General features: G+C 44.6%; 25 protein-coding genes and 3 pseudogenes. 22 read left to right on the top strand and 6 right to left on the bottom strand.

Features of this window, described 5'->3' with window-relative positions; genetic code table 11:
- The first annotated feature begins 152 nt into the window (after positions 1-152).
- A complete protein-coding gene (locus N39L_RS24060; protein WP_014276599.1) occupies positions 153-362 on the top strand; it encodes a hypothetical protein in 210 nt (69 codons plus the stop codon).
- 358 nt (positions 363-720) lie between these two features.
- Here N39L_RS24060 and N39L_RS24055 read toward each other — a convergent pair whose 3' ends face one another.
- The 3 genes from N39L_RS24055 to N39L_RS24045 form a co-directional block, all read right to left on the bottom strand.
- Positions 721-2124: a site-specific integrase gene (locus tag N39L_RS24055; protein WP_014276598.1), complete on the bottom strand. Its 1404-nt coding sequence runs from the start codon at positions 2122-2124 to the stop codon at positions 721-723.
- A gap of 211 nt (positions 2125-2335) precedes the next feature.
- Positions 2336-3448, bottom strand: coding sequence for a CAP domain-containing protein (locus tag N39L_RS24050; RefSeq protein WP_006616640.1), 1113 nt, complete (start codon positions 3446-3448; stop codon positions 2336-2338).
- A 378-nt stretch (positions 3449-3826) separates the two neighbouring features.
- Positions 3827-5422 carry a sensor domain-containing diguanylate cyclase gene (locus tag N39L_RS24045; protein ID WP_035738175.1) on the bottom strand — a complete coding sequence of 532 codons (1596 nt, stop codon included), beginning with the start codon at positions 5420-5422 and terminating at the stop codon, positions 3827-3829.
- Positions 5423-6082: 660 nt separating this feature from the next.
- Here N39L_RS24045 and N39L_RS24040 point away from each other — a divergent pair.
- The 8 genes and pseudogenes from N39L_RS24040 to lpxB all read left to right on the top strand — a co-directional run bounded on the left by N39L_RS24040 (position 6083) and on the right by lpxB (position 12425).
- Positions 6083-6259: a hypothetical protein gene (locus N39L_RS24040; protein ID WP_014276597.1), complete on the top strand. Its 177-nt coding sequence runs from the start codon at positions 6083-6085 to the stop codon at positions 6257-6259.
- A 29-nt stretch (positions 6260-6288) separates the two neighbouring features.
- Positions 6289-6878 (top strand): annotated as a pseudogene (locus N39L_RS24035) (IS607 family transposase).
- On the top strand, positions 6871-7860 hold the full coding sequence (locus N39L_RS24030) for an RNA-guided endonuclease InsQ/TnpB family protein (protein ID WP_050856792.1): 990 nt from the start codon (positions 6871-6873) through the stop codon (positions 7858-7860). Before N39L_RS24035 ends, N39L_RS24030 begins: the two are co-directional and overlap by 8 nt.
- An 818-nt stretch (positions 7861-8678) precedes the next feature.
- A pseudogene (locus tag N39L_RS24025) lies at positions 8679-8921 on the top strand (zinc ribbon domain-containing protein); the annotation flags it as partial.
- Between the two features lie 65 nt (positions 8922-8986).
- Positions 8987-9835: a UDP-3-O-acyl-N-acetylglucosamine deacetylase gene (lpxC, locus tag N39L_RS24020; protein WP_006617113.1), complete on the top strand. Its 849-nt coding sequence runs from the start codon at positions 8987-8989 to the stop codon at positions 9833-9835.
- Between the two features lie 10 nt (positions 9836-9845).
- Positions 9846-10340 carry a 3-hydroxyacyl-ACP dehydratase FabZ gene (gene fabZ, locus N39L_RS24015; protein WP_006617112.1) on the top strand — a complete coding sequence of 165 codons (495 nt, stop codon included), beginning with the start codon at positions 9846-9848 and terminating at the stop codon, positions 10338-10340.
- Positions 10341-10458: 118 nt separating this feature from the next.
- Positions 10459-11271, top strand: coding sequence for an acyl-ACP--UDP-N-acetylglucosamine O-acyltransferase (gene lpxA / locus N39L_RS24010; RefSeq protein ID WP_006617111.1), 813 nt, complete (start codon positions 10459-10461; stop codon positions 11269-11271).
- Complete coding sequence (gene lpxB, locus N39L_RS24005; protein ID WP_006617110.1) at positions 11268-12425, top strand: lipid-A-disaccharide synthase; 1158 nt, start codon at positions 11268-11270, stop codon at positions 12423-12425. The genes lpxA and lpxB overlap by 4 nt, the downstream gene beginning before the upstream one ends.
- 254 nt (positions 12426-12679) lie before the next feature.
- Here the strand turns inward: lpxB and N39L_RS24000 are convergent, their stop codons facing one another.
- The gene (locus N39L_RS24000; RefSeq protein WP_006617109.1) at positions 12680-13900 is read right to left on the bottom strand and encodes an HhoA/HhoB/HtrA family serine endopeptidase; all 1221 of its coding nucleotides are present in this window, start codon (positions 13898-13900) and stop codon (positions 12680-12682) included.
- 360 nt (positions 13901-14260) lie between these two features.
- Here N39L_RS24000 and N39L_RS23995 point away from each other — a divergent pair, with 360 nt between their 5' ends.
- The 8 genes from N39L_RS23995 to N39L_RS23960 all read left to right on the top strand — a co-directional run bounded on the left by N39L_RS23995 (position 14261) and on the right by N39L_RS23960 (position 18547).
- A complete protein-coding gene (locus N39L_RS23995) occupies positions 14261-14701 on the top strand; it encodes a response regulator (protein WP_006617108.1) in 441 nt (146 codons plus the stop codon).
- On the top strand, positions 14702-14860 hold the full coding sequence (locus N39L_RS23990) for a GAF domain-containing protein (RefSeq protein ID WP_006617107.1): 159 nt from the start codon (positions 14702-14704) through the stop codon (positions 14858-14860).
- A 156-nt stretch (positions 14861-15016) separates the two neighbouring features.
- On the top strand, positions 15017-15175 hold the full coding sequence (locus tag N39L_RS23985; RefSeq protein WP_014276592.1) for a GAF domain-containing protein: 159 nt from the start codon (positions 15017-15019) through the stop codon (positions 15173-15175).
- On the top strand, positions 15176-15919 hold the full coding sequence (locus N39L_RS23980; protein WP_006617106.1) for a GAF domain-containing protein: 744 nt from the start codon (positions 15176-15178) through the stop codon (positions 15917-15919).
- Positions 15920-16192: 273 nt separating this feature from the next.
- Positions 16193-16360, top strand: a complete 168-nt coding sequence (locus N39L_RS23975) for an ATP-binding protein (RefSeq protein ID WP_286167506.1) — start codon at positions 16193-16195, stop codon at positions 16358-16360.
- A gap of 27 nt (positions 16361-16387) precedes the next feature.
- Positions 16388-17137 (top strand): response regulator, encoded by a 750-nt coding sequence (locus N39L_RS23970; protein WP_006617104.1) that lies wholly within the window; start codon positions 16388-16390, stop codon positions 17135-17137.
- A gap of 104 nt (positions 17138-17241) precedes the next feature.
- The gene (locus N39L_RS23965) at positions 17242-17412 is read left to right on the top strand and encodes a hypothetical protein (RefSeq protein ID WP_167538952.1); all 171 of its coding nucleotides are present in this window, start codon (positions 17242-17244) and stop codon (positions 17410-17412) included.
- A 724-nt stretch (positions 17413-18136) separates the two neighbouring features.
- Entirely contained in the window at positions 18137-18547 is a 411-nt protein-coding gene (locus tag N39L_RS23960; RefSeq protein WP_006615824.1) for a hypothetical protein, read from the top strand.
- Positions 18548-18943: 396 nt separating this feature from the next.
- On the opposite strand, the gene N39L_RS23955 is transcribed toward N39L_RS23960, so the two are convergent.
- Complete coding sequence (locus tag N39L_RS23955; protein WP_157888734.1) at positions 18944-19147, bottom strand: hypothetical protein; 204 nt, start codon at positions 19145-19147, stop codon at positions 18944-18946.
- Between the two features lie 321 nt (positions 19148-19468).
- Between N39L_RS23955 and N39L_RS23950 the strand changes: the two genes are divergently transcribed.
- The 5 genes and pseudogenes from N39L_RS23950 (at position 19469) to gatC (ending at position 22342) form a co-directional block, all read left to right on the top strand.
- A complete protein-coding gene (locus N39L_RS23950) occupies positions 19469-19693 on the top strand; it encodes a reverse transcriptase N-terminal domain-containing protein (RefSeq protein WP_014275364.1) in 225 nt (74 codons plus the stop codon).
- A gap of 21 nt (positions 19694-19714) precedes the next feature.
- Positions 19715-19936: pseudogene (locus tag N39L_RS23945) on the top strand (HNH endonuclease).
- A complete protein-coding gene (locus N39L_RS23940; protein WP_035738173.1) occupies positions 19917-21287 on the top strand; it encodes a group II intron reverse transcriptase in 1371 nt (456 codons plus the stop codon). Before N39L_RS23945 ends, N39L_RS23940 begins: the two are co-directional and overlap by 20 nt.
- A 219-nt stretch (positions 21288-21506) precedes the next feature.
- A complete protein-coding gene (locus N39L_RS23935; RefSeq protein WP_006617171.1) occupies positions 21507-22028 on the top strand; it encodes a photosystem I assembly protein Ycf3 in 522 nt (173 codons plus the stop codon).
- Between the two features lie 20 nt (positions 22029-22048).
- The gene (gene gatC, locus N39L_RS23930) at positions 22049-22342 is read left to right on the top strand and encodes an Asp-tRNA(Asn)/Glu-tRNA(Gln) amidotransferase subunit GatC (RefSeq protein ID WP_006617172.1); all 294 of its coding nucleotides are present in this window, start codon (positions 22049-22051) and stop codon (positions 22340-22342) included.
- Positions 22343-22403: 61 nt separating this feature from the next.
- Here the strand turns inward: gatC and N39L_RS23925 are convergent, their stop codons facing one another.
- On the bottom strand, positions 22404-23393 hold the full coding sequence (locus N39L_RS23925; protein WP_006617173.1) for a nucleoside hydrolase: 990 nt from the start codon (positions 23391-23393) through the stop codon (positions 22404-22406).
- Between the last annotated feature and the right edge of the window lie 4 nt (positions 23394-23397).

Below are 23397 nucleotides of genomic sequence, written 5' to 3'. Positions count from 1 at the left end.
ACGAAACAAGTCCCCAGTTGAAAAGTTGTTTAGGGGTATCGGGTTGGTTCCGGTAGATGATAGTTCAGGTTTTGCGATCGCACATAGGTTTACCTATAGGTCTAGTCCATAGAAAGACAGCCTAATATCTTTGTACATTGATAGGGGTATCGTTGTACATTGATAACCTAGTGGGTTCCCCCTACGGCTACCTACGGCTACCTACGGCTATCGTGTTGACTTTAAGCCATACCCTCCCCCTAACCGAAACAAGCACTATTGGGGAAACGAACGATGTGATAGCAGTCAATGGTGAGGAACGAACCGATAGGCTTGCCATTGACGGGTATCACAAGGGAGTTACCCTATCGGTGTTTGGTTAGGGGGAGATAGTAGGCATTTGACAGATTGATTAAGTTGTGCTTATTGATTAACCCGTCAATAATTAAGTTTTGTTGCTGAGGGATATGCGCTAATTGTCCCGTGTGCTAAGACTGAATGGAGTGCATTTTGAATGTAACAGTACGACTAACGGGTTAGTTAATTTCCTCCTATCGCAATAATGATAAGGGTTTAAGTTAATTGGAGATGTTGGGTACGAAACCCACTATAAAGCCTATAACCCCTATTCTACCGTTACTCTAGTGCACTCCAAAGCGATCGCATTATTAGGAGTTAGTGCAAAATGAAACCCCCTAGGCTAAATACCTAGGGGGTGTTGTATTGTGGGTTTATTGGAGATTAATCATCAAGCTGATATAGCAATCTGAGAATAGCCTTAACCTCTGGTAGGTCTGGATTGATACCATTATTGGTTAACACTTGCCTTCCCATGTCTAACGGCAATGGTTGCCTTTGATGCCGCGTCAGGATACCTAACTCTGTGGCAAGGTTGCGACGTTTTTTGTACTTGCTGTCATTAACCGTTACCGAGTGACCAAACGAACGCGCTCTGATTTCCTGTGGTATCCCATTCATCTCTCCCAGTTGGTTACCAAGATGACGGAAAGCATAAGCTTGAGTAAATCCCCAATTATGTTGTGATAACCATTTACGGTGATTATCGTTAAACATACCAGGGTTTTTAGACTTAGTAACAGGTAAGTAGACGTTATGAATCCCTAAGCGGTTAATCAGAGTCTTGTCTTTTGACATTGGGATAGCTAACCGCCAGCCTGTCTTAGTAGAACCCCCAAAATAGGTAAATTCTCCAATCACTAACACTAACTCAATGTTGGTAGGGTCAGATATGACTGGGAAGGTAATGCCATCAATCTTAACTGGCTTAGTTAAATTTTGACCTGCTGCTACTTCAGACGGTCTTAACCCATATAAAGTACACATTGCACTAACCCAACACCAACCATCACGAGCGTTATTGTCTGTGACAGAACGATAATCAGCGTTGCGTTCTTTGTCTAGTAAACTTAACAAGGTATCCAAGTCTATACTTTGGGATTCAGCAAATACTGTTTGGGTAGGGTCAATTTTTTCTAGCTTGTCCAGTGCTTTTTTGCAGCCAGCCCGTTCCGCTACCTGCCTTAACTTGTAATATCGGTCCTTAAAATCCTTATGTCCTACCGGGCTGCTACCGTCTGGCAATGGAGTATACAAGGTTTCTTTTATACCCTCCCAGGTAACGTAACTATCCCAGTTTGTAACTTTGTTAAATACATCTAAGAAACAGCGCTTAAAAGAGGCTCTGTCACTAGCTATATCACGGGAACGTTTGCGCTTAGTGTTTTTGTGAACTCCGTTAAAGTAATCATCCTCCATCTCTTTAAACACTTGACGGTAGGTGATTAAGTCATTCTTTAGGGGAGTTTTGTTTTCATCAAGGATAGTAGCCTTGTACCAGTCCAGCCATTCAGACACCGACTGAAATTGTCCGTCAAGGGATTTATGAACTAACCAAGCCTTGTCAACAGCCTTGCGGATACCCTCTGGGGTAAACTGACAATTACAGCCCCGTTGTTTACGTCCCCCCGTTTCCGGGTCAGTGGTGATGTCTAGTTGGATTGTCCCCCGGTTACGTTTAATCCTGACACCTTTGGGACATTGTTTGCGGGATAGGTTGAAAAACTCAAGAATGTCTTGAAAGCCTTGATATGTAGCACTATGTGTACTGTTTGTACTTGCACTCATTTTGCACTAACTCCTAATAATGCGATCGCTTTTGAGTGCATTAGAGTAACGGTAGAATAGGGGTTATAGGCTTTATAGTGGGTTTCGTACCCGCAGTAAGATGTTGGGTTTCGTACCTACACCCAACCTACTCAGTAAGATGTTGGGTTTCGTACCTACACCCAACCTACTCAGTAAGATGTTGGGTTTCGTACCTACACCCAACCTACTGCTAAAAGGCAAATTTCTGAGTCCAGTAGTTGTTTAAATTAAAACTTCCAGTGTCATTGCTGAGGAAGTAGTGACCAACACCAATTTGGGTATAATTAGGATTGAGGATATTCTCGCGATGTCCTGGGCTATCCATCCACCCCTCAACCACAGATTCTGGTGTACGATGACCTGCGGCAATATTTTCTCCGACCCCAGATGTAAATCCTACGGCTCGGGCGCGGTCACTGGGGCTAGAACCATCAAGCCCAGTATGACTAAAGAAATCTTGCCACGCCATGTTGGTGCTATGGTTTCGTGCGGCTTGAGTTAATAGGCGGTTTAAGGATAAGGGCTGTAAACCCTCCTGGGCGCGTTCTTGGTTGACCAGTTGTAGGACTTGTTGCTCAAAGACTTGGTTAGGTCCATCATCAGGATTATTTGTGGTTGTGTTTTGAATGAATATTCTGCCACCGATAAAGTCATTGGTACTAATAGATGAAATGCTGACATTATTTAATGTGGCTAATACGCCGCCATTTTCGAGAATTTGGGTGGTGAAAGGGTCTAGGGCTTGAACGACTAATTGACGATCGCCATTAGAAACAATAATTTGATCAACTCCCGGCTGAAAGTCAGTAATTAGATCCCGGTCAGCAGTTGATGGAGCTAGGATAAATTGATTAGCGCCTCCCCCTCCTGTTAAGGTATCCAAGCCTTTATCGCCGGATATGAGACTATTTCCCGGACCTCCAATAATGACATCATTACCAGCGCCGCCATAAAGACTATCGTTTCCCGACCCTCCAATTAGGGTATCATTACCCAAATTACCGAATAGAATATTATTACCGCCACCTGCTTCTAATAAGTCATTATCCTTACCACCAAAAAGGGTATCATTGCCACCGCCGCCAATAATGGTGTCATTACCTTGGTTTCCGTAAAAAATGCGTCCGGTATTATCATTAACTGCATAATCATTTCCCGCCAACAGAGCGATCGCATCTGGAAAAGGTGAGGATCTGAAATAGGCGAGCTGTTCTGGGGGGAGTTCAGACATGATAATTCTGTCATTACCAGGAGTAGCTATACCCAAGTCTAATCCGTTTTCGGTGATGATGTCGAAAAGCATGATTCCATGTAGATGATGGTTGCCAATTTTGTCTATGGTAGACGATTTTTATGAAAGTGCCTAGGAGTTTACAAATAATTACATATAGTGATAATTCTTAGCATCATTTAATGTTAATTTCCCCATCAATATGCTAATAAATATTGTCTAAGTACCGGGCTTTTAGATATTTTGACAGCCAAACAATTTTGGATAAATAGATGGTAAAATCGCGGACAAATCCCTATTATATGGGGCTTGCAGCGATAGAAACCAAAGGCGATCGCAGATAGAAAGGCATCGCCCAGATTGTCAGAGGCCATTGAGGAATGTCAGTAATGGAATCAGAAGGCATGGGAGGGTTTCATAATTGTTGGCTAATCGACAACAACTCTGTTGTTAGTCTTTTTGGGAAAGCAGACACTGACAAAATCGAGAAGCACCGCGATTAAGGGCTTGTTCCGCCGCCGTGGTTAAAGTTTGAGTCTGTAAACCGATCGCCGGAGTGCTACTGGCAACCCCAAAACTGAGTAATCTTTGGGAATAAATCGACACTTGGCTAAGTTGTCCAATTTGTTCCTGGATAGTATCCACTAGGCGCACCGCCCATCGAGCATTGGTAGAAGGCAATAATACCGCAAATTCTGCCTGTTGATAACGAGCAACCAAACCGTGAGGGTGGGTGACAGTATGTTTAATGATTTTGGCAACATTACGCAAACATTGATCAGCGGCGTTGTCACCCTGTTGCTCTCGGTATTGTTCCCAATCTTCAACGCGCGATAAAATCAGAGATAGGGGCGCTTGTTCCTCCATCATTCGCTGCCATTGGCGACTGAGATAATCATTAAAACCATGACGGCTTACCAGTCCGGTGAGACTGTCGATGATGTCAAGTTGCTGGAGTTTGCGGTTAGACTCTTCTAGTTGGTGGTAGAGTTCGGCTTGATAAATGGCGATCGACAGTTGATTCGCAAAACCATGGATCAGTTTCAGGTCGGACTCTTGCCACTGATAACCGGGGTCAGTCATCACTAGGCTTAAACTTCCCCATAAACGACTGCGACTATACAGGGGAATTGGTAGCCACCCCCCTGGACAGCTTTGTAGGAAGTCTTGAATGGTGGCTTCATCTTGGGAATTGGGGACCTTCAGGGTTAGCGATCGCAACACTGACGGTAATTCCGACCCCACCTGTTTAGTGTAGGTTTTACCCGAATTAGATGGGATTTTAGCCAATATAGAATTAGTCGGTTGTCGATATTCAGCCCTATTTAACCATGATTTGCCTTGGGCAATAAACTGCACAATTTGCACCGACTCGACTTTAAAAATTTTCCCCAGTTCAGTCACTGCCATCTGAAAGATCCGCTCTAAATTCAGGGAATTTCGGATCACTTGGGTTAACCTTTCCATGGCTTCTTCCCGTTGTGATTGTTTCTTGATGGCATCTTCCATCACTTTTTGGGAACTGGTGTCAATGGCAATGCAGAGATTTCCTTCAAACTGGTTTTCTTCATCAAATAGGGGACGCACCGACAGTGTTACCCAAACCGATTTTCCTAAACGGTGTCGCAGACTCAGATTATATTTCTCTTCGCGATCGCCTGGGTGATTTTGGTGAGCGATCGCCGAAAATGCCGGGTGTCTCTCATCCATAAATTTCCACAGAGATTTACCAATCATCTCTTCCGGAGTATATCCCAGGATTTCTGCCATTTTCGGATTAACAAATGCCGTCTTCGTCTGGCGATCCAAAATCCAAATTCCCGCCGCCGTGGTCTGGAGGGTCCACCGAGATACTTGATCCCGACTCAGTTGCTCTGTGTTTATGGTGCTAACATCTACAGGTTCGGTCACAGTAGCCATTTGCCGACTTTGCTCAATTAGTGGCATTTCCTGATGACAGTTCATACAAAAGCCAATTTTCTTATGGGCGATAATATGAATGAGAAGCGGCTCAGAACAGCACGGACACAAATACTTATCCATCATTCTGGTTTACCTCAATTTTTATTAGCTTTTTGTTATTATTAAACGGTCTTTCTTTTAGGATAAGTTGGTTTTTCCGACTTTGTTCCTGAGCGATACAAATCTTGATATAACAGTAGATACAGCCCTGCTATGATGGGCTATTCCCTAGACGAAATATCTCCATCTTTAACTGGCTAATGGCCCACCGATCAGTTGCTCCCTTCAGGGACTCTACAAAACTACATAGCCATAACTACTCAAACTAATCCCGGCTTTACAGCCTGTTCAGAAATGATCTGATCACCTCTCAAAGTCCCTCTCCCTCTCTGGGATCCAGATTTAGGGTGAGGGCAATGTATTAAGCGACTGGTGAACAAGCTGTAGTTAAGTTTCCCTGATGTATTGAGGGATTTAGGGTGATGAGGGCAATGTATTAAGCGACTGGTGAACAAGCTGTAGTTAAGTTTCCCTGATGTATTTCGGCAAAAACTTTTGATTTTCCAAAGATTGATAAATTTTTGTTGATAACTTCTCTCAAAAACTTGACGACAGGATGCGGGTTAGAGTATCATCATATAAATCGCTTCCAAGGGCTTGCTGTGTCTATACGCCAAAAAAGCAGCTAAAACCATGATTATATCGCCCCTCATAAAATTATCCGAGTAAAATTTTAAAATCCCGATGCACGAGTTTTTGAGGAAAAAGCGATCGCCCCAAATCCGCCTCTTGACAAAAACGACATTTTGTGAATATACCCTGAACTATCCGCGCCTAGGGTGCGTCAAACTGTTTCGGATTAGAGGGGGATTAACAGGTAATTTCAAGATATTTCCAGAAATATTTCTCCAGTTATGGTAGTATATTGACTACAGTGTCAAACAACAACCATGAAATATGCAACACCGAGGGAAGCGTCTCAAATCCTTCAAGTCTCAGAAAGAACACTGTGCGTTACTGGGATAGAGACGGAAAAATATGCACAATTATAACTCCTGCGGGTCATCGACGGTACGCTATCGATTCCGTTGTCAATCCAAAAGGCGATACCAGAATCAGAATCCTTTACGCCAGAGTTAGCTCGTACAAACAAAAATCAGACCAGTAACGACAAGCAAATTACCTGCAATCGATGTTCACAGACGGACTCATTATCAAAGACATCGGCTCCGGACTCAACTACAAGCGCAAAGGATTACTTTCCCTTTTGGGACAAGTTCTGTCAGGAAACGTCAGAGAAGTTGTGGTCTCGCACCAAGACCGACTCGTTCGGTTCGGTTTTGACCTCATCGAATGGTTCTGTCAACAGCAAAATTGCCAACTCGTGGTTCTCAACAAACGTGACTTATCTCCAGAACCAGAAATGGTTGAAGATATCCTTGCCATTGTCCACGTCTTCAGTTGTCGATGGTACGGACTCAGGAAATACAAGTCTGTTATCAAAGAAGATTCGGATTTACCCAGAGACAGCCTTGGCTAAGACGTGGTTTCAATGGATATCCGCCGCCCGATGGTGCTTTAATCAAGCCATTGCCATACTTAAAACTAAGAGGATTGGTAAATATGACCTACGGAAAACGGTCATGGATACGGCTCCATTTTGGGTAAGCCAAACCCCATATAACCCACGCCAATTGGCGGTATTCCAAGCTGATGAGGCGCACAAAGCAGCAATAAAATCAGGGGGAGATGCTAAGTTTCGGTCTGTGCGCGACCCGGTTAAGTCTATCCGATTTCCAAAAGATAATTGGAAAAAGGGGACATTTTATCCGACACAGACCAAGGGATTAAGGTTCAAGGCAAGTGAGCCAATTATCGACAAGATGCACCACGAGCCCACCTTGGTGCTAGATAGAGGGCGCTGGTTTATCTGTTATGCCATAGATGCGCCTAAGCTAGAACCACTAAACAGCGACCTAGCCATCGCCCTTGATCCAGGGGTAAGGACATTTCTAACTGGGTTTGACGGGCAAGAAATTTGGGAAATTGGCAAGTCGGACATGGGACGTATTTATCGACTGGCTACCCACCTCGATAGGTTAATGTCTCGAATTGGTCTATCCAAGGGACGCCAATTTAAGCGCCTACGGCACTGTCTGCGAAAAGCTGCACAAAAGATTCGGGTGAAAATTCGTGACCTGGTTTCAGAGCTGCACAAGAAAGCAGCTAACTATCTATGCAGCAAGTACAAAGTCATATTTTTGCCTAAATTTGAGGTCAAAAATATGGTCAAACGAGGCAAGCGACGGCTGTCAACTAAGACAGCACGGAAAATGGTTACATGGTCTCATTACCGTTTTCAGCAAACATTGAAGCATCAAGCGGCTAAAGTTATGGTCGAAAGGGAAGTCACCTTCCCCAACTCCAATTCCAAACCGTACTTGAGACTTTCACCTCATACGGCTCCTGATATGGATACCCCTTTGTCAGTGGGAACAGGGCTACAACCCCCTGCTTTATGACCTCAACTTTCGGAGCTATATACACACGTAGTCATTAACTCGTTTTCGTCATAACACTCTTAGTTGTCGCGGTCTCTATATCCACACCGTGACTAGTGGGCATATCCTAACCATTACAGTTAGGCATTAGCTTTCAGTCACATCCTTTCCCCTTAAAGGCATACGCTTACACTTTTCACTACTCCACAGGTACATCCTGCCACTTGAGAGCCAATAAGGAGTTTCAACGTTCCATCTATGCGGGCATTCCATCTTTAGATTCGTCCTTTCCACCGGGGTACTTTTAAAGGTCTGTGTAGGTGATGTCATAAGTACCCTACTTTTCCCCTTGCCTTTGTTTTAGACGCAGCGTATCAACCTATTTCGCTACTTAACACTTACGATGGTTCAAGCCAGACGTTCGGTTTCCCTAATCATGGTACGATGGTTCAAGCCAGACGTTCGGTTTCCCTAATCATGGATGGTTGGCAGTGGTCGAGTTAGAGGTAGGTTCCTCATTACGCCTTCCGTTCCCCGCTTCAATCTGACTGGTTATGAATCCTAAAATTGGGGGTGGCTACCGCCGTTACTCTCAACCTTTACGTTATACTCGAGGGGAACCGATTCCCTCTTTCTTTCGCTTTGGTCTTGACCTTGAGTCTCTTTGCCTGATCTGGTTGTCGGGTCACAACTCCGAGACCAGATTTTGAGAACACATAGATAGTTATGGGATGGTCAGAGGTATGAATCCCATTAATTCCACCAAGGGGTGGAAGTCCCACTAGGAGGTTATTTCAGGCATCGCAGCCCTATTTGGTCTCCTAAACGTTTCGCACTATGGCTGTGTTGTAGTAGATGTGACGGAAGAGTACACCAGTAAAACCTGCTCCAAGTGTGGCCACATTCACACAAAGCTAAGAGGCAACAAACAATTTGTTTGTCCCGACTGCGGTCACGCTATTGGGCGTGATGTAAATGGCGCTTTCAACATTTTATTGAAGGCTTTGAGAGATACCTCCGCCAATGGCGCGATAATTTCATTCCAGATTGTGCCATACTCAGAAACTTCCAGCAATTGCTAGATTTTTCCGGGTTAAATGTATCTGTATCATGATCGCTCAGAAATGCCATAAATTCATAAAGTCCCATGAGTCTTGCTCAACAATACACCCTAGCCCAAGCCATAAGCCAATCAGGAGTCGGACTCCATAGCGGTGAAATCACCACCGTAAAAATTCTGCCAGCCACCAGAGGCGGAAGGCACTTTGTCCGAGTTGACCTACCGGAATGCCCAATAATTACAGCCAGTTGTGAATCAGTAAGGTCTACCACCCTATCAACAGAACTGGGAAATAGTGATAGCGCCAGTATTCGCACCGTAGAACACCTGTTATCTGCCCTCACCGCCGGGGGAGTCAGTCACGCACGCATAGAAGTTAACGGACCAGAATTGCCCCTATTAGACGGCTCCGCCAAACCGTGGTCAGAAGCCATAGCAGCAGCCGGGCTGAAAGAAATTGAACCACAGCCAATAGTAGCACCCCTCAATCAAGAAATCTCTGTGCGTCAGGGAGATGCCTTCGTGATGGCTATACCCTCCACCGAAACACGATTTACCTACGGCATTGATTTTGAAGTGGCGCCTATCGGGAACCAGTGGCATAGTTGGAGTCCCGATGAGCAAAACTTTATCACAGAAATTGCCCCCGCCCGGACTTTCACCCTAGCCTCACAGATAGAAGCCCTACAAAAAGCTGGATTAATCAAGGGAGGAAGCCTAGATAATGCGATCGTCTGTTCCCATTCGGGTTGGATAAATCCGCCCCTAAGATTTGCAAATGAGCCAGCGCGTCATAAAATCTTAGACTTAGTAGGAGATCTCAGTTTACTGGGAACTATCCCACTCGCCCACTATCTCGCCTATAAAGCTGGTCATCACTTGCACGTCGAGTTAGTGCGTCGCATTAGCCAAACCCCTACCAACAGCAACGTTTAATATTTAAAGAATGTCCACAGTTAACACGACCGCCGATCTTCAGGATAACAGCAACTCCCAATTAGCACCGGAAAACACTTTAGCGATCGCAGAAATCCAAAAACTGCTACCCCACCGCTATCCTTTCGCCCTAGTCGATCGCATTATCGAGTATATTCCCGGAGAACGAGCAACCGGAATTAAAAATGTCACCATCAACGAACCCCACTTTCAGGGACACTTCCCCGGTCGGCCAATTATGCCTGGGGTGCTAATCGTAGAAGCCATGGCTCAAGTGGGCGGCATTGTACTGACCCAACTGCCAGACATGGAAGGTAAACTATTCCTATTTGCGGGAATTGATAAAGTCCGCTTTCGCCGCCCAGTAGTTCCCGGCGACCAGTTAATCATGCGAGTACAACTACTGTCCGTCAAACGCCGTCGTTTTGCTTATATGCAAGCAGCCGCCGAAGTTGATGGGCTAAGAACCTGTGAAGGAGAACTAATGTTTTCCCTGGTAGACTAAAGCCTAAACTTTAAACTGGACCAATGGAATTACACCAGATCAGGTTCAGGAATTGCCACAGTTCCGTATAATTGCGGCAGCAAACCAATTTGGTCAATCAGTAACATATTTGATTTCCATGACCACTTTAATCCACCCGACAGCAGTGATCGAGCCTGGTGCTCAGTTGCACCCGACCGTGCGGGTGGGTGCATACGCCGTTATTGGAGAAAACGTAAAAATCGGCCCTGGTACTACCATTGGCCCCCATGCCGTCATTCAAGGATGGACAGAAATAGGAGCCAGAAACCAGATATTTCCGGGGGCTGCTATTGGGTTGGAAACCCAGGATTTAAAATACGAGGGGGCGGTGAGTTTTGTTACCATTGGCGACGACAACCGCATTCGGGAATATGTGACCATTAACCGGGCTACCTACGCGGGAGAAGCTACCAAAATTGGCAATGGTAATCTACTTATGGCTTATGTTCATGTGGGCCATAACTGTACCATTGAGGATGGAGTGGTAATTGCCAACGGGGTAGCTTTGGCGGGTCATGTTCATATTGAGTCTAAAGCACGGTTGAGCGGCGTTTTGGGAGTCCATCAGTTCGTCCGCATTGGTCAGTTTTCTATGGTTGGAGGTATGAGTCGCATTGACCGCGACGTACCACCATTTATGTTAGTGGAAGGCAACCCGTCCCGAGTGCGATCGCTTAATTCTGTCGGTCTTAAACGCGCGGGTTTGACTAATGAGGAGTTGGGACTAATTAAAAAGGCATTTCGGATTTTATACCGCACCCCACACCGTCTCTCAGAAGCGATCGCTCAATTGGAACAACTCCCCCAAAATTCCTATCTTGACCATTTGATTAATTTTGTCCGTCTCTCACTCACACCGGAAAGGCGCGGTCTTATTCCGGGAAAACGGGTCACACCAGAAGCGCCATGAGGATTTTTATTAGCACCGGGGAGGTTTCAGGAGATATGCAGGCGGCGCTATTGGTAGCAGCCTTGCGCCGACAAGCCGAAATTAAAGGTTATAGCTTGGAAATTACTGCTTTGGGAGGGCCGCAAACCGCAGCCGCCGGAGCCCAATTGTTGGGGGATACTACCGCTATTGGTGCGGTCGGAATTTGGGAGTCTTTGCCCTATTTTATCCCTACATTGCAAATGCAGGCTAGGGTCAGGCGTTATCTGCAAGAAAACCCTGTCGATGTCGCTATTTTAATTGATTACATGGGACCTAATATCGGTATCGGTAATCTCATTAAAGGCAGATTCCCGGAGATTCCCATTATCTATTATATTGCCCCCCAGGAGTGGGTTTGGTCTATGGGATCGCGCAATACTAATCAAATCGTCAATTTTAGCGATCGCATCCTTGCCATTTTTCCCCAGGAAGCCCGCTATTTTGCCGCTAAAGGCGCGAAAGTGACCTGGGTAGGGCATCCGCTTATTGACCGGATTACAGCCTACCCCAGCCGCCACCAAGCCCGGGAAAATTTGGGTATTGCTACTGAGGAAATAGCGATCGCCTTACTTCCCGCTTCCCGACAGCAGGAAATTCGCTATTTAATGCCCATTATATTTCAAGCCGCCGCCACTCTTCAGGCTCAGTTTCCATTGGTGCGTTTTTGGATTCCATTATCTTTAGAAAAGTATCGGGCAGATATTGAACGGGGTATTTTACAATATAATCTCCGGGCTTCTTTAGTAGAAAATAAAACTGATGTACTAGCCGGCGCTGATTTGGCGATCGCCAAGTCAGGTACCGTTAACCTTGAATTAGCTTTACTGGAAGTTCCCCAAGTTGTCGTTTATCGAGTGAGTCAAATTACCGCTTTGGTCGCTCGTCACCTTCTCCATTTTTCCATCCCCTTTATGGCTCCTCCCAATTTAGTCCAAATGAAGGAAATTGTGCCAGAATTGCTACAAGATGAAGTGACACCAGAAGCCATTTTTAACCAGGTTATCCAACTTTTTCCTAACTCCACAAAACGAGAACAAATGTTAACTGAATATCGACAAATGCGCCAGGTATTGGGGGTAAAAGGAGCAGGCGATCGGGCAGCCATAGAAATTTTAAATGCTGGTAAAATTTGAGGTATCCGAGGTCAATTTATGCAAATTATCAGAGTTTATGTTGGGTAATTATTGGCTATTTTTAACCAGTATTTTGGATGGGTGATTTGCCGGTAAATCCTGGCGATGGAGATGACTTACCAGCAGCTTTTAAGAGCCTGTCCACCCTCAAGATAATTAAAAGAGGGAAATTTCCCTCTTTCTTAGAGACAAGACACCCCTTATCTTCACAGATATACCTGGTCTCTGGTCAGAATTGATAATATCGACTTAACCTAACTTTGTTCTCTCAAAGTTCCGGTGCGAACCGCGAAACCTTGACTTTGACCATTGCGGCGTAATTCCAATCGTAATTGATGACCTACTCCCGTTTGTTCAACCAACTGTTGAACCTCCGCTGCGTCCCGAATGATTTGACCATTAATTTGAGAAATCACATCACCCACTCGGAGTCCAGCCTGAGCGGCTGGAGAATTAGGAACCACACGGACAACTAACACCCCTTGGTCTGTATCAACCTTTAAACCACTGTTGGGATCATTATTAATATTCTGCTTAACTTCGGGGTTTAAACTCACCATTTGAATACCCAAAAATGGATGATCAACGTGACCATTAGCCACAATTTGATCAGCGATATTCCCAACCCGATTAATCGGAATAGCAAAACCTAAACCCTGTGCGCCTTGGATAATAGCCGTGTTCATACCAATGACCTCACCATTTTGATTAAGTAAAGGTCCCCCCGAATTACCCGGATTAATCGCCGCATCAGTTTGAATAAAACTCACCCGTTTATCCGGTGCGCCAATAGAGCCACTAGAGCGACCGGTAGCACTAATAATACCCATGGTGACAGTGTTTTCTAAGCCTAGGGGATTACCAATAGCGATCGCCATTTCTCCCGGTCGCAATAGGTCAGAATTACCCAAACTCACAGTCGGGAGATTTTGCGCCGGAATTTTCACCACAGCCACATCAGTCACCGGGTCAGTTCCCAACACTTCCCCATCAAACTGGCGACCATCGCGCAAAGTCACCCGCACTCGGGTGGCTCCCTCGACCACATGAGCATTAGTCAAAATCCGACCATCAGAACCCACAATAAAACCCGAACCGGAACCCTGAACAACTCGCCGCCCCGGACCACTAGGGAGTCGTTGGCCAAAAAACCGTCGGAAAAACGGGTCATTAAATACATCAGGAACCTGAGTTTCTACAGTTCTGGCTGTATCAATTTGAACCACTGCTGCTCCCACCCGCTCCACCACAGCACTGACTACATTAGGATTTTGTGCCAAAACGTGACCCGGAGAAACCATCCCAGGGTTCATATCTGCCACTCCACTGTTAGTTTCACCGGTACTCTCACGGGAAGAACCAGCATTAGGAGTAAGGGAAACAACACCAAAAGTAAGCCCCGCACCCAACAAAAGCATCGATAAATAAGCCACAGGCTGAATAGGACGCACAGAGGATTTTAGAGAATCTTGCATCGTTAACACTCCCATTAATCGCTTGATAGTTCTTAGATTAAATGAGAGATTTGGCGAAGTTGTAGCATTGATATGACATCTCTGTGAACGACCAGCACCAACCCCGCTACAGGAGCGGTTATCCAAAATTATCCCTGGACAGCAATTATGGTAAACTAGGAAACTGGGAGACATCCCACCTCACCCGGCGGGATATCTATAAACAAGACAGCCCTCCTGCTTACCTTCTAGGTAAATGGTAGGGTTGCTCTCAAGGCAACCATTGGGGGAAAATATCAACTTCCCTCGCTTTTGAGGTATTTTGTCAATTCCCTTGACTATTGGCTACCTATTCTAGCTATCCGGTTTACCGACACGCTAATGATGCGGCCCCCAAACACATCCCAATTTGGCAATATTTTACTGGTTGACGATAAACCGGATAACTTGCGACTGCTTTCCCAAATGTTGACGGAGCAGGGCTACAATGTCAGGAGAGTGACCAAAGGAAAAATGGCCTTGATTACGGCTAAAGCGTCACCTCCTGATTTGGTGCTACTAGATATCAAAATGCCTGATATGGACGGTTATGAGGTTTGTTTGCAACTGAAAGCTGATGAAATTACGGCAGAAATTCCGGTGATTTTTATGAGCGCTTTAGATGAACTTCCTGATCAAGTCAAGGCTTTTACTATAGGTGGAGTAGATTATATTACTAAGCCTTTTCAGGTAGAAGAAGTCCTAGTGCGAGTCAAAACTCAAATACGTCGCCAAGCCGAACACTTAGCCAGGGAAGCCCAACGAGAACGAGCCTTAGCCTAAGTGATTGATAAAATCAGGCGCACCTTAGATATTAACACAATTTTTGCTACAGCTACCGCCGAAGTCCGCCAACTTTTGAACGCCGACAGAGTGGCTATATTTAGCTTTCATCCCCTCTCTAATTACCGGGATGGTAATTTTGTCTCGGAAGATGTTTGACCTGAGTTTGAATCAGCTTTAAATTGGCAAGTTCATGATTCTTGTTTCGCCAATTCATTTGTGGAGGAATACAAAAACTCCCGCATTCAATCCATTGCTGATATTTATGAAGCAAATTTATACCCTTGCTATATTCAACTTTTGGCTAAGTTTTAGGTGAGAGCAAATTTGGTAATTTCCCGGCAAAAAGGGAGCCATCTCTGGGGTTTACTATGTATTCATCAATGCTCATATTCTCGCAATTGGAAAAGTTATGAGGTCGAATTTGTACAGAAAATAGCCCTACAATTGGGGGTGGCTTTGCCACAAGCATAATTGCTCACCCAGGCGCAGAAAGAATCCACAGAACAAACCAAAGCCGCTCAACAGGAAAGGGCTTTATCCAGGTTAATTGAAACCATACGCCAAACTCTGGATATGGATATGATTTTTAGGGCTACTGCTCAAGCTGTGCGCCAAATTCTCAGATGCGATCGCGTTGTAGTTTACCGACTTTTACCCCAAGGAAAAGGCAAGTTTTTGTTTGAGTCCGTCGCGCCAAACTGTCCCCAGTTTCTCAATCTAACTGACCCTAATACTTGGTTTTATTTACATTTACAGGAGAGTCAGGGAAATATCAATCAAATTTACCATCAACAGACGGTTGATGATATTTACAAATCTCCCCTTTCCGATTCTCATCGAGTCCTCATCGATGAATTTATGATTAGATCCTATATGATTACTCCCGTATTTTTATGGGAAACTCAATGGGGAATGATTGCCGCCTATCAACACAATTTCCCCAGAGAGTGGAGGCATCGAGAAGTGAGTATATTAGCTCAAATTGCCAATCAATTAGGTGTCGCTTTCCAACAAGTAGAACTGATGAAACAGTTACATAAAGCCAAAGAAACCTCTGATGCAGCTAATCGAGCTAAAAGTGAATTTCTCACCAAAATGAGTCATGAGTTACGCACTCCTTTAAATGCTATCTTAGGCTTTACCCAAATTCTGGCTAGGGATGAACAGTTAAATTTAGCCCAACAGGAATATATCAAAATTATTGGTCGTTCGTGAGAGCATCTATTAGAACTGATTAACGATGTCCTAGAAATGTCGAAAATTGAAGGGGGTCGCATTACGTTTAATCAAATCAGTTTTGACCTTTACTATCTTCTGAAAAACTTACACAAAATACTGGATTTAAGAAGTAAAAATAATGGCTTAAAACTAGAGTTTTAGGTGCATAATAATTTTGTTACCTATGTTAAAGAGGAAAATAAACTGCGAAAAGTTTTGATTAATTTATTGGGAAATGCCATTAAGTTTACGGAATCAGGATGAGTTACCCTGCGAGTTCAGTCTCAGAACTATGAAACCCCCGATATAACTATCCTCAGTTTTGAGGTGGAAGATACCGGACCAGGAATTGCTCCCGATGAAATTGATATGCTATTTAAACCATTTGGGCAAACTGAAACGGGTCGTAAGTCTAATGAATGGACGGGTTTAGGATGACCAATTAGCCAGAAATTTGTACAAATTATGGGCGGCGAAATTGATATTATCAGCCAGGTGGGAAAGGGTACAATAGTCAAATTTCCCATTGTCGTACAAGCAGCAGACCCTCAAGAAATCCCGGCTCAATCTATCCAAAAACGGGTGATTGCTTTAGCTGACGGACAACCATCTTATCGGATTTTGGTGGTAGAAGATGCCCAAGAAAATCGCCAGGTACTGGTCTGTTTACTGTCTAAGGTGGGTTTTGAGGTGCAGGCGGCTGAAAATGGCTTAGAAGCGATTACAATGTGCGCTAAGTGGCAACCTGATTGGGTCTGGATGGATATGAGAATGCCAGTTATGGATGGTTTGGAAGCTACTAAACACATTAAAGAAACCATACCACCACATCGCGCCCCTATCATTATCGCTCTGACAGCTGATGCTTTTGAAGAGGAGCGATCGCCAATTTTAGCTATGGGTTGTGATGATTTTGTCAGTAAACCCTTTCGAAAAGCAGTGATTTTTGATAAGATGGATCAATACTTAGGAGTGCGCTATCTATACGAAGGAAGTCCTGTAGAGGATGTATCATTAACTTCCGATCTGCAAAACCAGCCTGCTGTCCCCCTTGACAGGGACTCCCTGCAAGTGATGCCGACGACTTGGATAGAGCAACTACATCAAGCCGTTTTGTGTACCAACGAACCGGAAATTCTAGCCTTGATTGCTGAAATTCCAGAGTATCATGGCGCTTTGGCTGATTTATTAAAGGGATGGGTGCGAGACGTTTAGGAGTCAAATAAGGCTGCAATGCCTGAAATAACCTCCTAGTGGGACTTGCACCCCTTGGTGGAATATAAGGGATTCGCACCCCTGACCATCCCATAACTGTTTATATGTCCCGACGCTTGGAGAAATCTAAGCAAGGCAGGGGACTCAAGGTCATAAACCAACTGAGAAATCAGGGCGTTGAGAGTAACGGCGATAGCCACCCCCAGTTTGAGGAATCACAACCCGTCAGATTGAAGCGGGGAACGGAAGGCGTGAGGGAAACCTATTCCCAATAATCCGACCACTGCCAACCATCCATGACTAAGGAAATCTGAATGTTCCGGCTTGAACCATCGTAATTATTAAGTAGCGAAATAGGTTGATACGCTGCGCTCAAAAGAGCAAGGGGAAAAGTAGGAGTTTTCATCCACTACCTACACAGACCTTTAAAATTACCCCGGTGGACAGGACAAGTCTAAAGATGGAATGCCCGTATAAACGGAACGTTTAAACCCCTCATAGGTTCTCAGCAGGATGTAACTGCACAGTAGTGAAAAGTGTAAGCGTATGCCTTTAAGGGGAAAGGATGTGACTGAAAGCTAATGCCTAACTGTAATGGTTAGGATATGCCCACTAGTCACGGTGTGGATATAGAGACTGCGACAAATAAGAGTGTTTATGACGAGAGCGAGTTTAAAGACTACGATGTTGTATTTAGCTCCAAAAGTTGAAGTCACAAAGCAGGGAGTTGTTGCCCTGTTCCCGATGTCAAAAGGGGTATCTACATCAGGAGCCGTATGAGGTGAAAGTCTCAAGTACGGTTTGGAATTGGAGTTGGGGAAGGTGACTTCCCTTTCGACCATAACGCTGATAATTTTGAATTTGACCGAATTTTGGCTTTTATTACCGGAAACCCAGATCTTTGAGCGGTTAAGTTCCAAATATCATCTTGGATTTGCGGAACAAGGATGCCAAAATAGGAACAAAGGATATGGTGAGATGTAGCATCCAGGAGTGTCAATGAATAGCAATCACAAAATTTTAGCAGTTACTAGACCAAACAAACCCCCTGAGCCTAGTTCCGAATCGCCCACTACCAACACCCAAGAACATTCTCGGTCTACTGGGACTGTCAAACACATTCCTAGTCGCACCGTGAAACCTTCAAAACCCATTAAACATAAGCCGAAAGTGGCGGTGAAACTTCCCCAGGCTGAAAATTCTGAGGGTGAGGTGTTTGTGGTCGGAGATCATATTCTGGTCAGAGCGCCTTGGGGACTGTGGGCACGGGCAGAAATTAAGACTTTCTATCAAAGTAGTCCAGATACTGTCATGGCTCATTTTATACCAAAAGAAGAACGCACAAACTGGACTTGGATGGGTGGTTTAATTCGCTCTGATTTGTTGAAACGAGCCAATCCAGACTCGTAGGGATTTTGGCGATTTTCTCCCTGTTGTCGTAAATTCAGTTTCTGGGAACCGGATTAAACCCCCACCGCCATACCTTGGGAATATAAAACGGTTCCCGCCACCCCGCAGACAAGATGAATTTGGGCCAGTAACTCAAGGATCTGGAAGCGAATGGGTGTAGGCTGCATCGCAAGGCAATCATTGCTACAGTAAAGAGAAGCAGTGCGAGACGTTCAGGCATGAAATAGGGTTGAAATACCTGAAATAACCGCCTGGTGGGGACTTCAACCCCTTGGTTGAATATAAGGAGCGCACTCCTGACCATCCTCATAACTGTTTATATGTCCCAACATTCGGTATAGAAATATACCAAATAAGGCAGGGAACCCCAGGTCAAAACGAACTAACTCATACAAATTACTTATAGTAAGCCCAGAAATGGATAAGTAAAGTTAGGAAGTCAGGGTAACGGCGATAGCCACCCCCAGTTTTGGGAATCACAACCCCAGGATTGAAGCGGGGAACGGAAGGCTCCAAGGTATAACCTAATACCAGAACCGAGACCACTGCCAACCATCCATGATTAGGGAAAACCGAATGTCCGGCTTGAACCATCGTCATTACTGAGCAGCGAAACAGGTTGATATGCTGCGTTCAAAAGAGCAAGGGGAAAAGTAGGAGCTTTACTATACTACCTACATAGACCTTTAAAAGTACCCCGGTGGATAGGACAAATCTAAAGATGGAATGCCCATATAAACGGAACGTTTTAAGTCCTCCTAGACTCTGATTATCTGGTCGAGATATCAGTAGGGATAAGTGTAACCGCAAGTCTTTGAGGATGCGAGATGTGACCAGAAGCCAACGCCCAACTGTAATGGTAGGGATATGCTAACGGGTCACGGTTTGATTGTAAAGAAATAGAGTCAAGTAGGTGTACAAATGGCGATAGCGAGTTTAAAGAAAGGATTTGGGAAATCAAAACCAATCAAGACTACGAACAACGCATGGAAGGCAATCCCATGGACTAAGGTTCAACGGAAAGTTTTCAAGCTCCAAAAGAGTATATTTCAAGCAGCTAAATCGGGACAAGATGCAAAAGCCAGAAGGTGGCAACGTCTATTGGTGAAATCATACTATGCTCGGCTCTTAGCAGTGCGACTGTAGGGGCGGGTTCCACGGTCAGCCATGCTTCCCAACAGTCAGCTTAATAAACCCGCCCCCCCAAGCGGGTCAAGGCAAGAAGACAGCCGGTGTTGATGGAGTAAGAGTAATCTCTCCAAGACAAAGGTTTGAACTAGCCAAAAACATTAAGGGAAAACTCAAAGCAAAACCACTGTGACGGGTTTGGATTCCAAAACCTGGTAGGGATGAAAAGCGCCCGCTAGGAATACCCATAATCCAAGATAGAGCAAGGCAAGCCTTGGTTAAATCGGCTCTCGAACCTGAATGGGAATCGAGATTTGAAGGCACAAGCTATGGGTTCCGTCCAGGACGGTCAGCCCACGACGCAATATCCAGAATCTACCAAAGTATAAACAAAGGAGGTTATTACATACTGGATGCGGACATAGCAAAATGTTTTGACCGAATAAACCATGATAACCTACTGTCCAAAATTCATTGTCCAAGCAGCCTAAAAAGAGACCTGAAACAATGGCTCAAAGCGGGAGTGCTAGATAAAGGTGTATTTGAGGATACAGAAGCCGGGACACCTCAAGGAGGGGTAATAAGTCCAATACTCGCCAACATCGCACTGTTGGGAATGGAAAGGCTAGTTAAAGGAATGTATCCAAATAAAGGCACAACCACTCAGGTGAACCTTATAAGATATGCCGATGATTTTGTGGTCATCTCCAAAGACCTAAGAATCATTGAACAGTGCAAAACTGCTATTTCTGAATGGCTAAAACCTGTAGGACTAGAAATAAAACCTGAAAAGACTCGAATCTGTCACACACTCAAACCTATTGAGTATAATGGCAAAACAGAAGAACCTGGGTTTGATTTCCTCGGATTCAATATCAGGCAATACCCAGTAGGAAAATATAAAACTGGAAAAACAGGGGGACGTAAGAGCCGATTAATCGGACATAAAACCCACATAAAACCCAGCCAAAAAGCAGTTGCCCACACAGAAGCGATAAAAGGTGTAATTAAACAACATAAAACAGCACCTCAATCAGCCATGATTAACAAACTAAACCCAATTATTAGGGGATGGTCAAACTACTACTCAGCGGTAGTCTCAACAGAGACCTTCACTAAACTAGATAAGACAATCTGGCAAATGTTACGGGCATGGACAGTATCAAGATGCGGAATGGCAAGTCACGAAAAGCTAAGAAATTATTTCAGACATAGAACAATTAAACTTAGCAATGGTAAAGAAAGACATGAAACTTGGTTGTTCCAAACCAGAGATGGGTTACATCTATATAAACACAACTGGACTCCAATTGTCAGACATACCTTAATACCCCCTGACGCAACACCATACGACGGAAATTGGACTTACTGGGCAACCAGGAAAGGACAAGCAATCGACACGTCAAATAGGGTAGCAAAACTACTCAAAAAACAAAAAGGCAGATGTACCTGGTGTGGGCAATACTTTACCCCATCAGACTTAATTGAAGTAGACCACGTTGTACCTAGAAGCCAAAGCGGAAAGGATGAATACAAGAATCTTCAACTATTACATCGCCATTGTCACGATGATAAGACAGCTCTTGATGAAGAGATGTTGCTGTACTCTTAACAAGGAGACGGTCAAACTAGGAGCCGTATGAGGTGAAAGTCTCATGTACGGTTCTGCTGCTGAATGGGAGGGGTAGACCGTGAGGTCTATCTCGACCCCTAATAGAATACCCGGTTAGATTGCTCTAGCAATTAACGAAGGTGTAAACTTAATATTGGTTTTGCCCCTGATGCGGTAACTCCAAGCGATCGCCCCCCTACTGTGGAGATTCCTAATAATATGCCCAGAACTCAACGTAACGATAATTTCATTGATAAGACTTTTACGGTCGCGGCTGATATGCTTCTGAAAATGCTACCTACCAGCCGGGAGGCAAAAGAAGCCTTCGCCTACTATCGCGATGGAATGTCGGCTCAAGCTGATGGAGAATATGCAGAAGCTCTCGAAAACTATTATGAGGCTCTCAAACTTGAACAAGATCCTAACGATCGCAGTTATATCCTCTATAACATTGGTTTGATTCATACCAGCAACGGCGAACATGACCAAGCTCTAGATTATTACCATCAAGCAATTGAACTCAACCCCCGCCTTCCCCAGGCTCTCAATAATATTGCTGTTATTTTCCACTATCGCGGCGATCGCGCCAAAGAAGCCGGAGATCCCGATGCCGCAGAACAAGCCTATCGGGAAGCCGCAGAATACTGGAAACGGGCTATTCGTCTCGCTCCTAATAACTACATTGAAGCTCAAAACTGGCTGAAAACAACAGGCCGCAGTGATATTGATGTTTACTTCTAAATAGGAGTTTGATTACCAGCATGATTGACCGCGAAGAAGTCCGCAAAGTGGCTCACTTAGCTCGCTTACAACTACAGCCCTCGGAAGAGGAAAAGTTTACTAAGGAATTGAATGGTATTTTGGATTACTTTGAACAACTCAAGGAGCTGGATACCGAAAAAGTCGCCCCTACTATGCGGGCGATCGATGTCAGCAATATCACCCGTCCTGATCAACTTGAACCCTATCAAAATCGCGACGCTTTACTCGCCGCCGCCCCAGAACCTGATGGGGATTTCTTCCGAGTTCCTCAAATTCTCAGCGACGAAAATTAATCCTTTCAAAAATCGATAATCGGCAATGGGCAATCGGTAATCGGTAATTAATTATCAATTATCAATTGTCCATTATTAATGGTTTTAAATCTTCAACTAAAATGGCAAAAAACATCTCAGAATCCACTTCTGAGATCACCCAGCTATTAACATCTAATTTGGGTTTATGGGTGCGCTCAAACCAAGTTAGACCGCGAGTTGAGAGTCCTTGGGTTTCTATCTCAACCTGAGCCCGGTAAAACTTGAATAATTCCGGGTAGAATATATAAGCTATGGTAGCCGCATCATGCACTAAAAAACCAGGAATACCACGAGTGCGACGGTTTTTTAAAGCTGTTGTGATCATGAACTTCACCAAACCAACCATAAATTTTGCGATCGCACTTTGGGGATTAACTGCGGCTATGCGATCGCTAATTTCTGGGGTGAAAATTAAATGCTGGGTAACATCTAAGGAAATCATCACCAAATCATGGCGACTGGCGAAAACAGTAGCCGCCGCTTCCGGGTTATAAATAATATTAAACTCTCCATGGGGGGTAACATTTCCCCCCAAATGAAAAGAACCCCCCATAATCACAATTTCCCGCGCTAACTTGAGAATACCTGGGCGTATTTGTTCTGCGGCGGCTAAATTAGTTAAAGGGGCGATCGCTGCTATAGTAATTTCCCCTGGATATTTTTCTAAACAGTCAATAATCACCTGTGGCGAACCCAAAGCCTCCTCAAAATTATGGGTAGGCGGCGGTAAAGTATCCGACAAATTCCCGATACCATCATCCCCGTGAATATGACTAGCATTTCCCACCAAAGAATTAACCCCCATCACCCCACGACCCACCGTCACCCCATCCATTCCAGTCCAAGCCAGAACCTGACTAGCCGTGGTAAAAGTGCGTTGAGCCTCCACATTTCCTTCTGCAGTTGTCACCGCCACCAATTCAGCCATACCTTGGCTAACCAAACTTTGCAACCATAGCAAAGCGAACACATCATCCCCACCTGGGTCAGTATCTAAGAGAATTTTTCTCGGCTTTATTGTTAATGTCATATTG

It is taken from the genome of Limnospira platensis NIES-39, from assembly GCF_026000695.1.
Lineage (GTDB): Bacteria > Cyanobacteriota > Cyanobacteriia > Cyanobacteriales > Microcoleaceae > Limnospira > Limnospira platensis.
The sequence above is the reverse complement of the archived record's forward strand: the minus strand, read 5'-3'. Positions and strand labels throughout refer to the sequence as shown.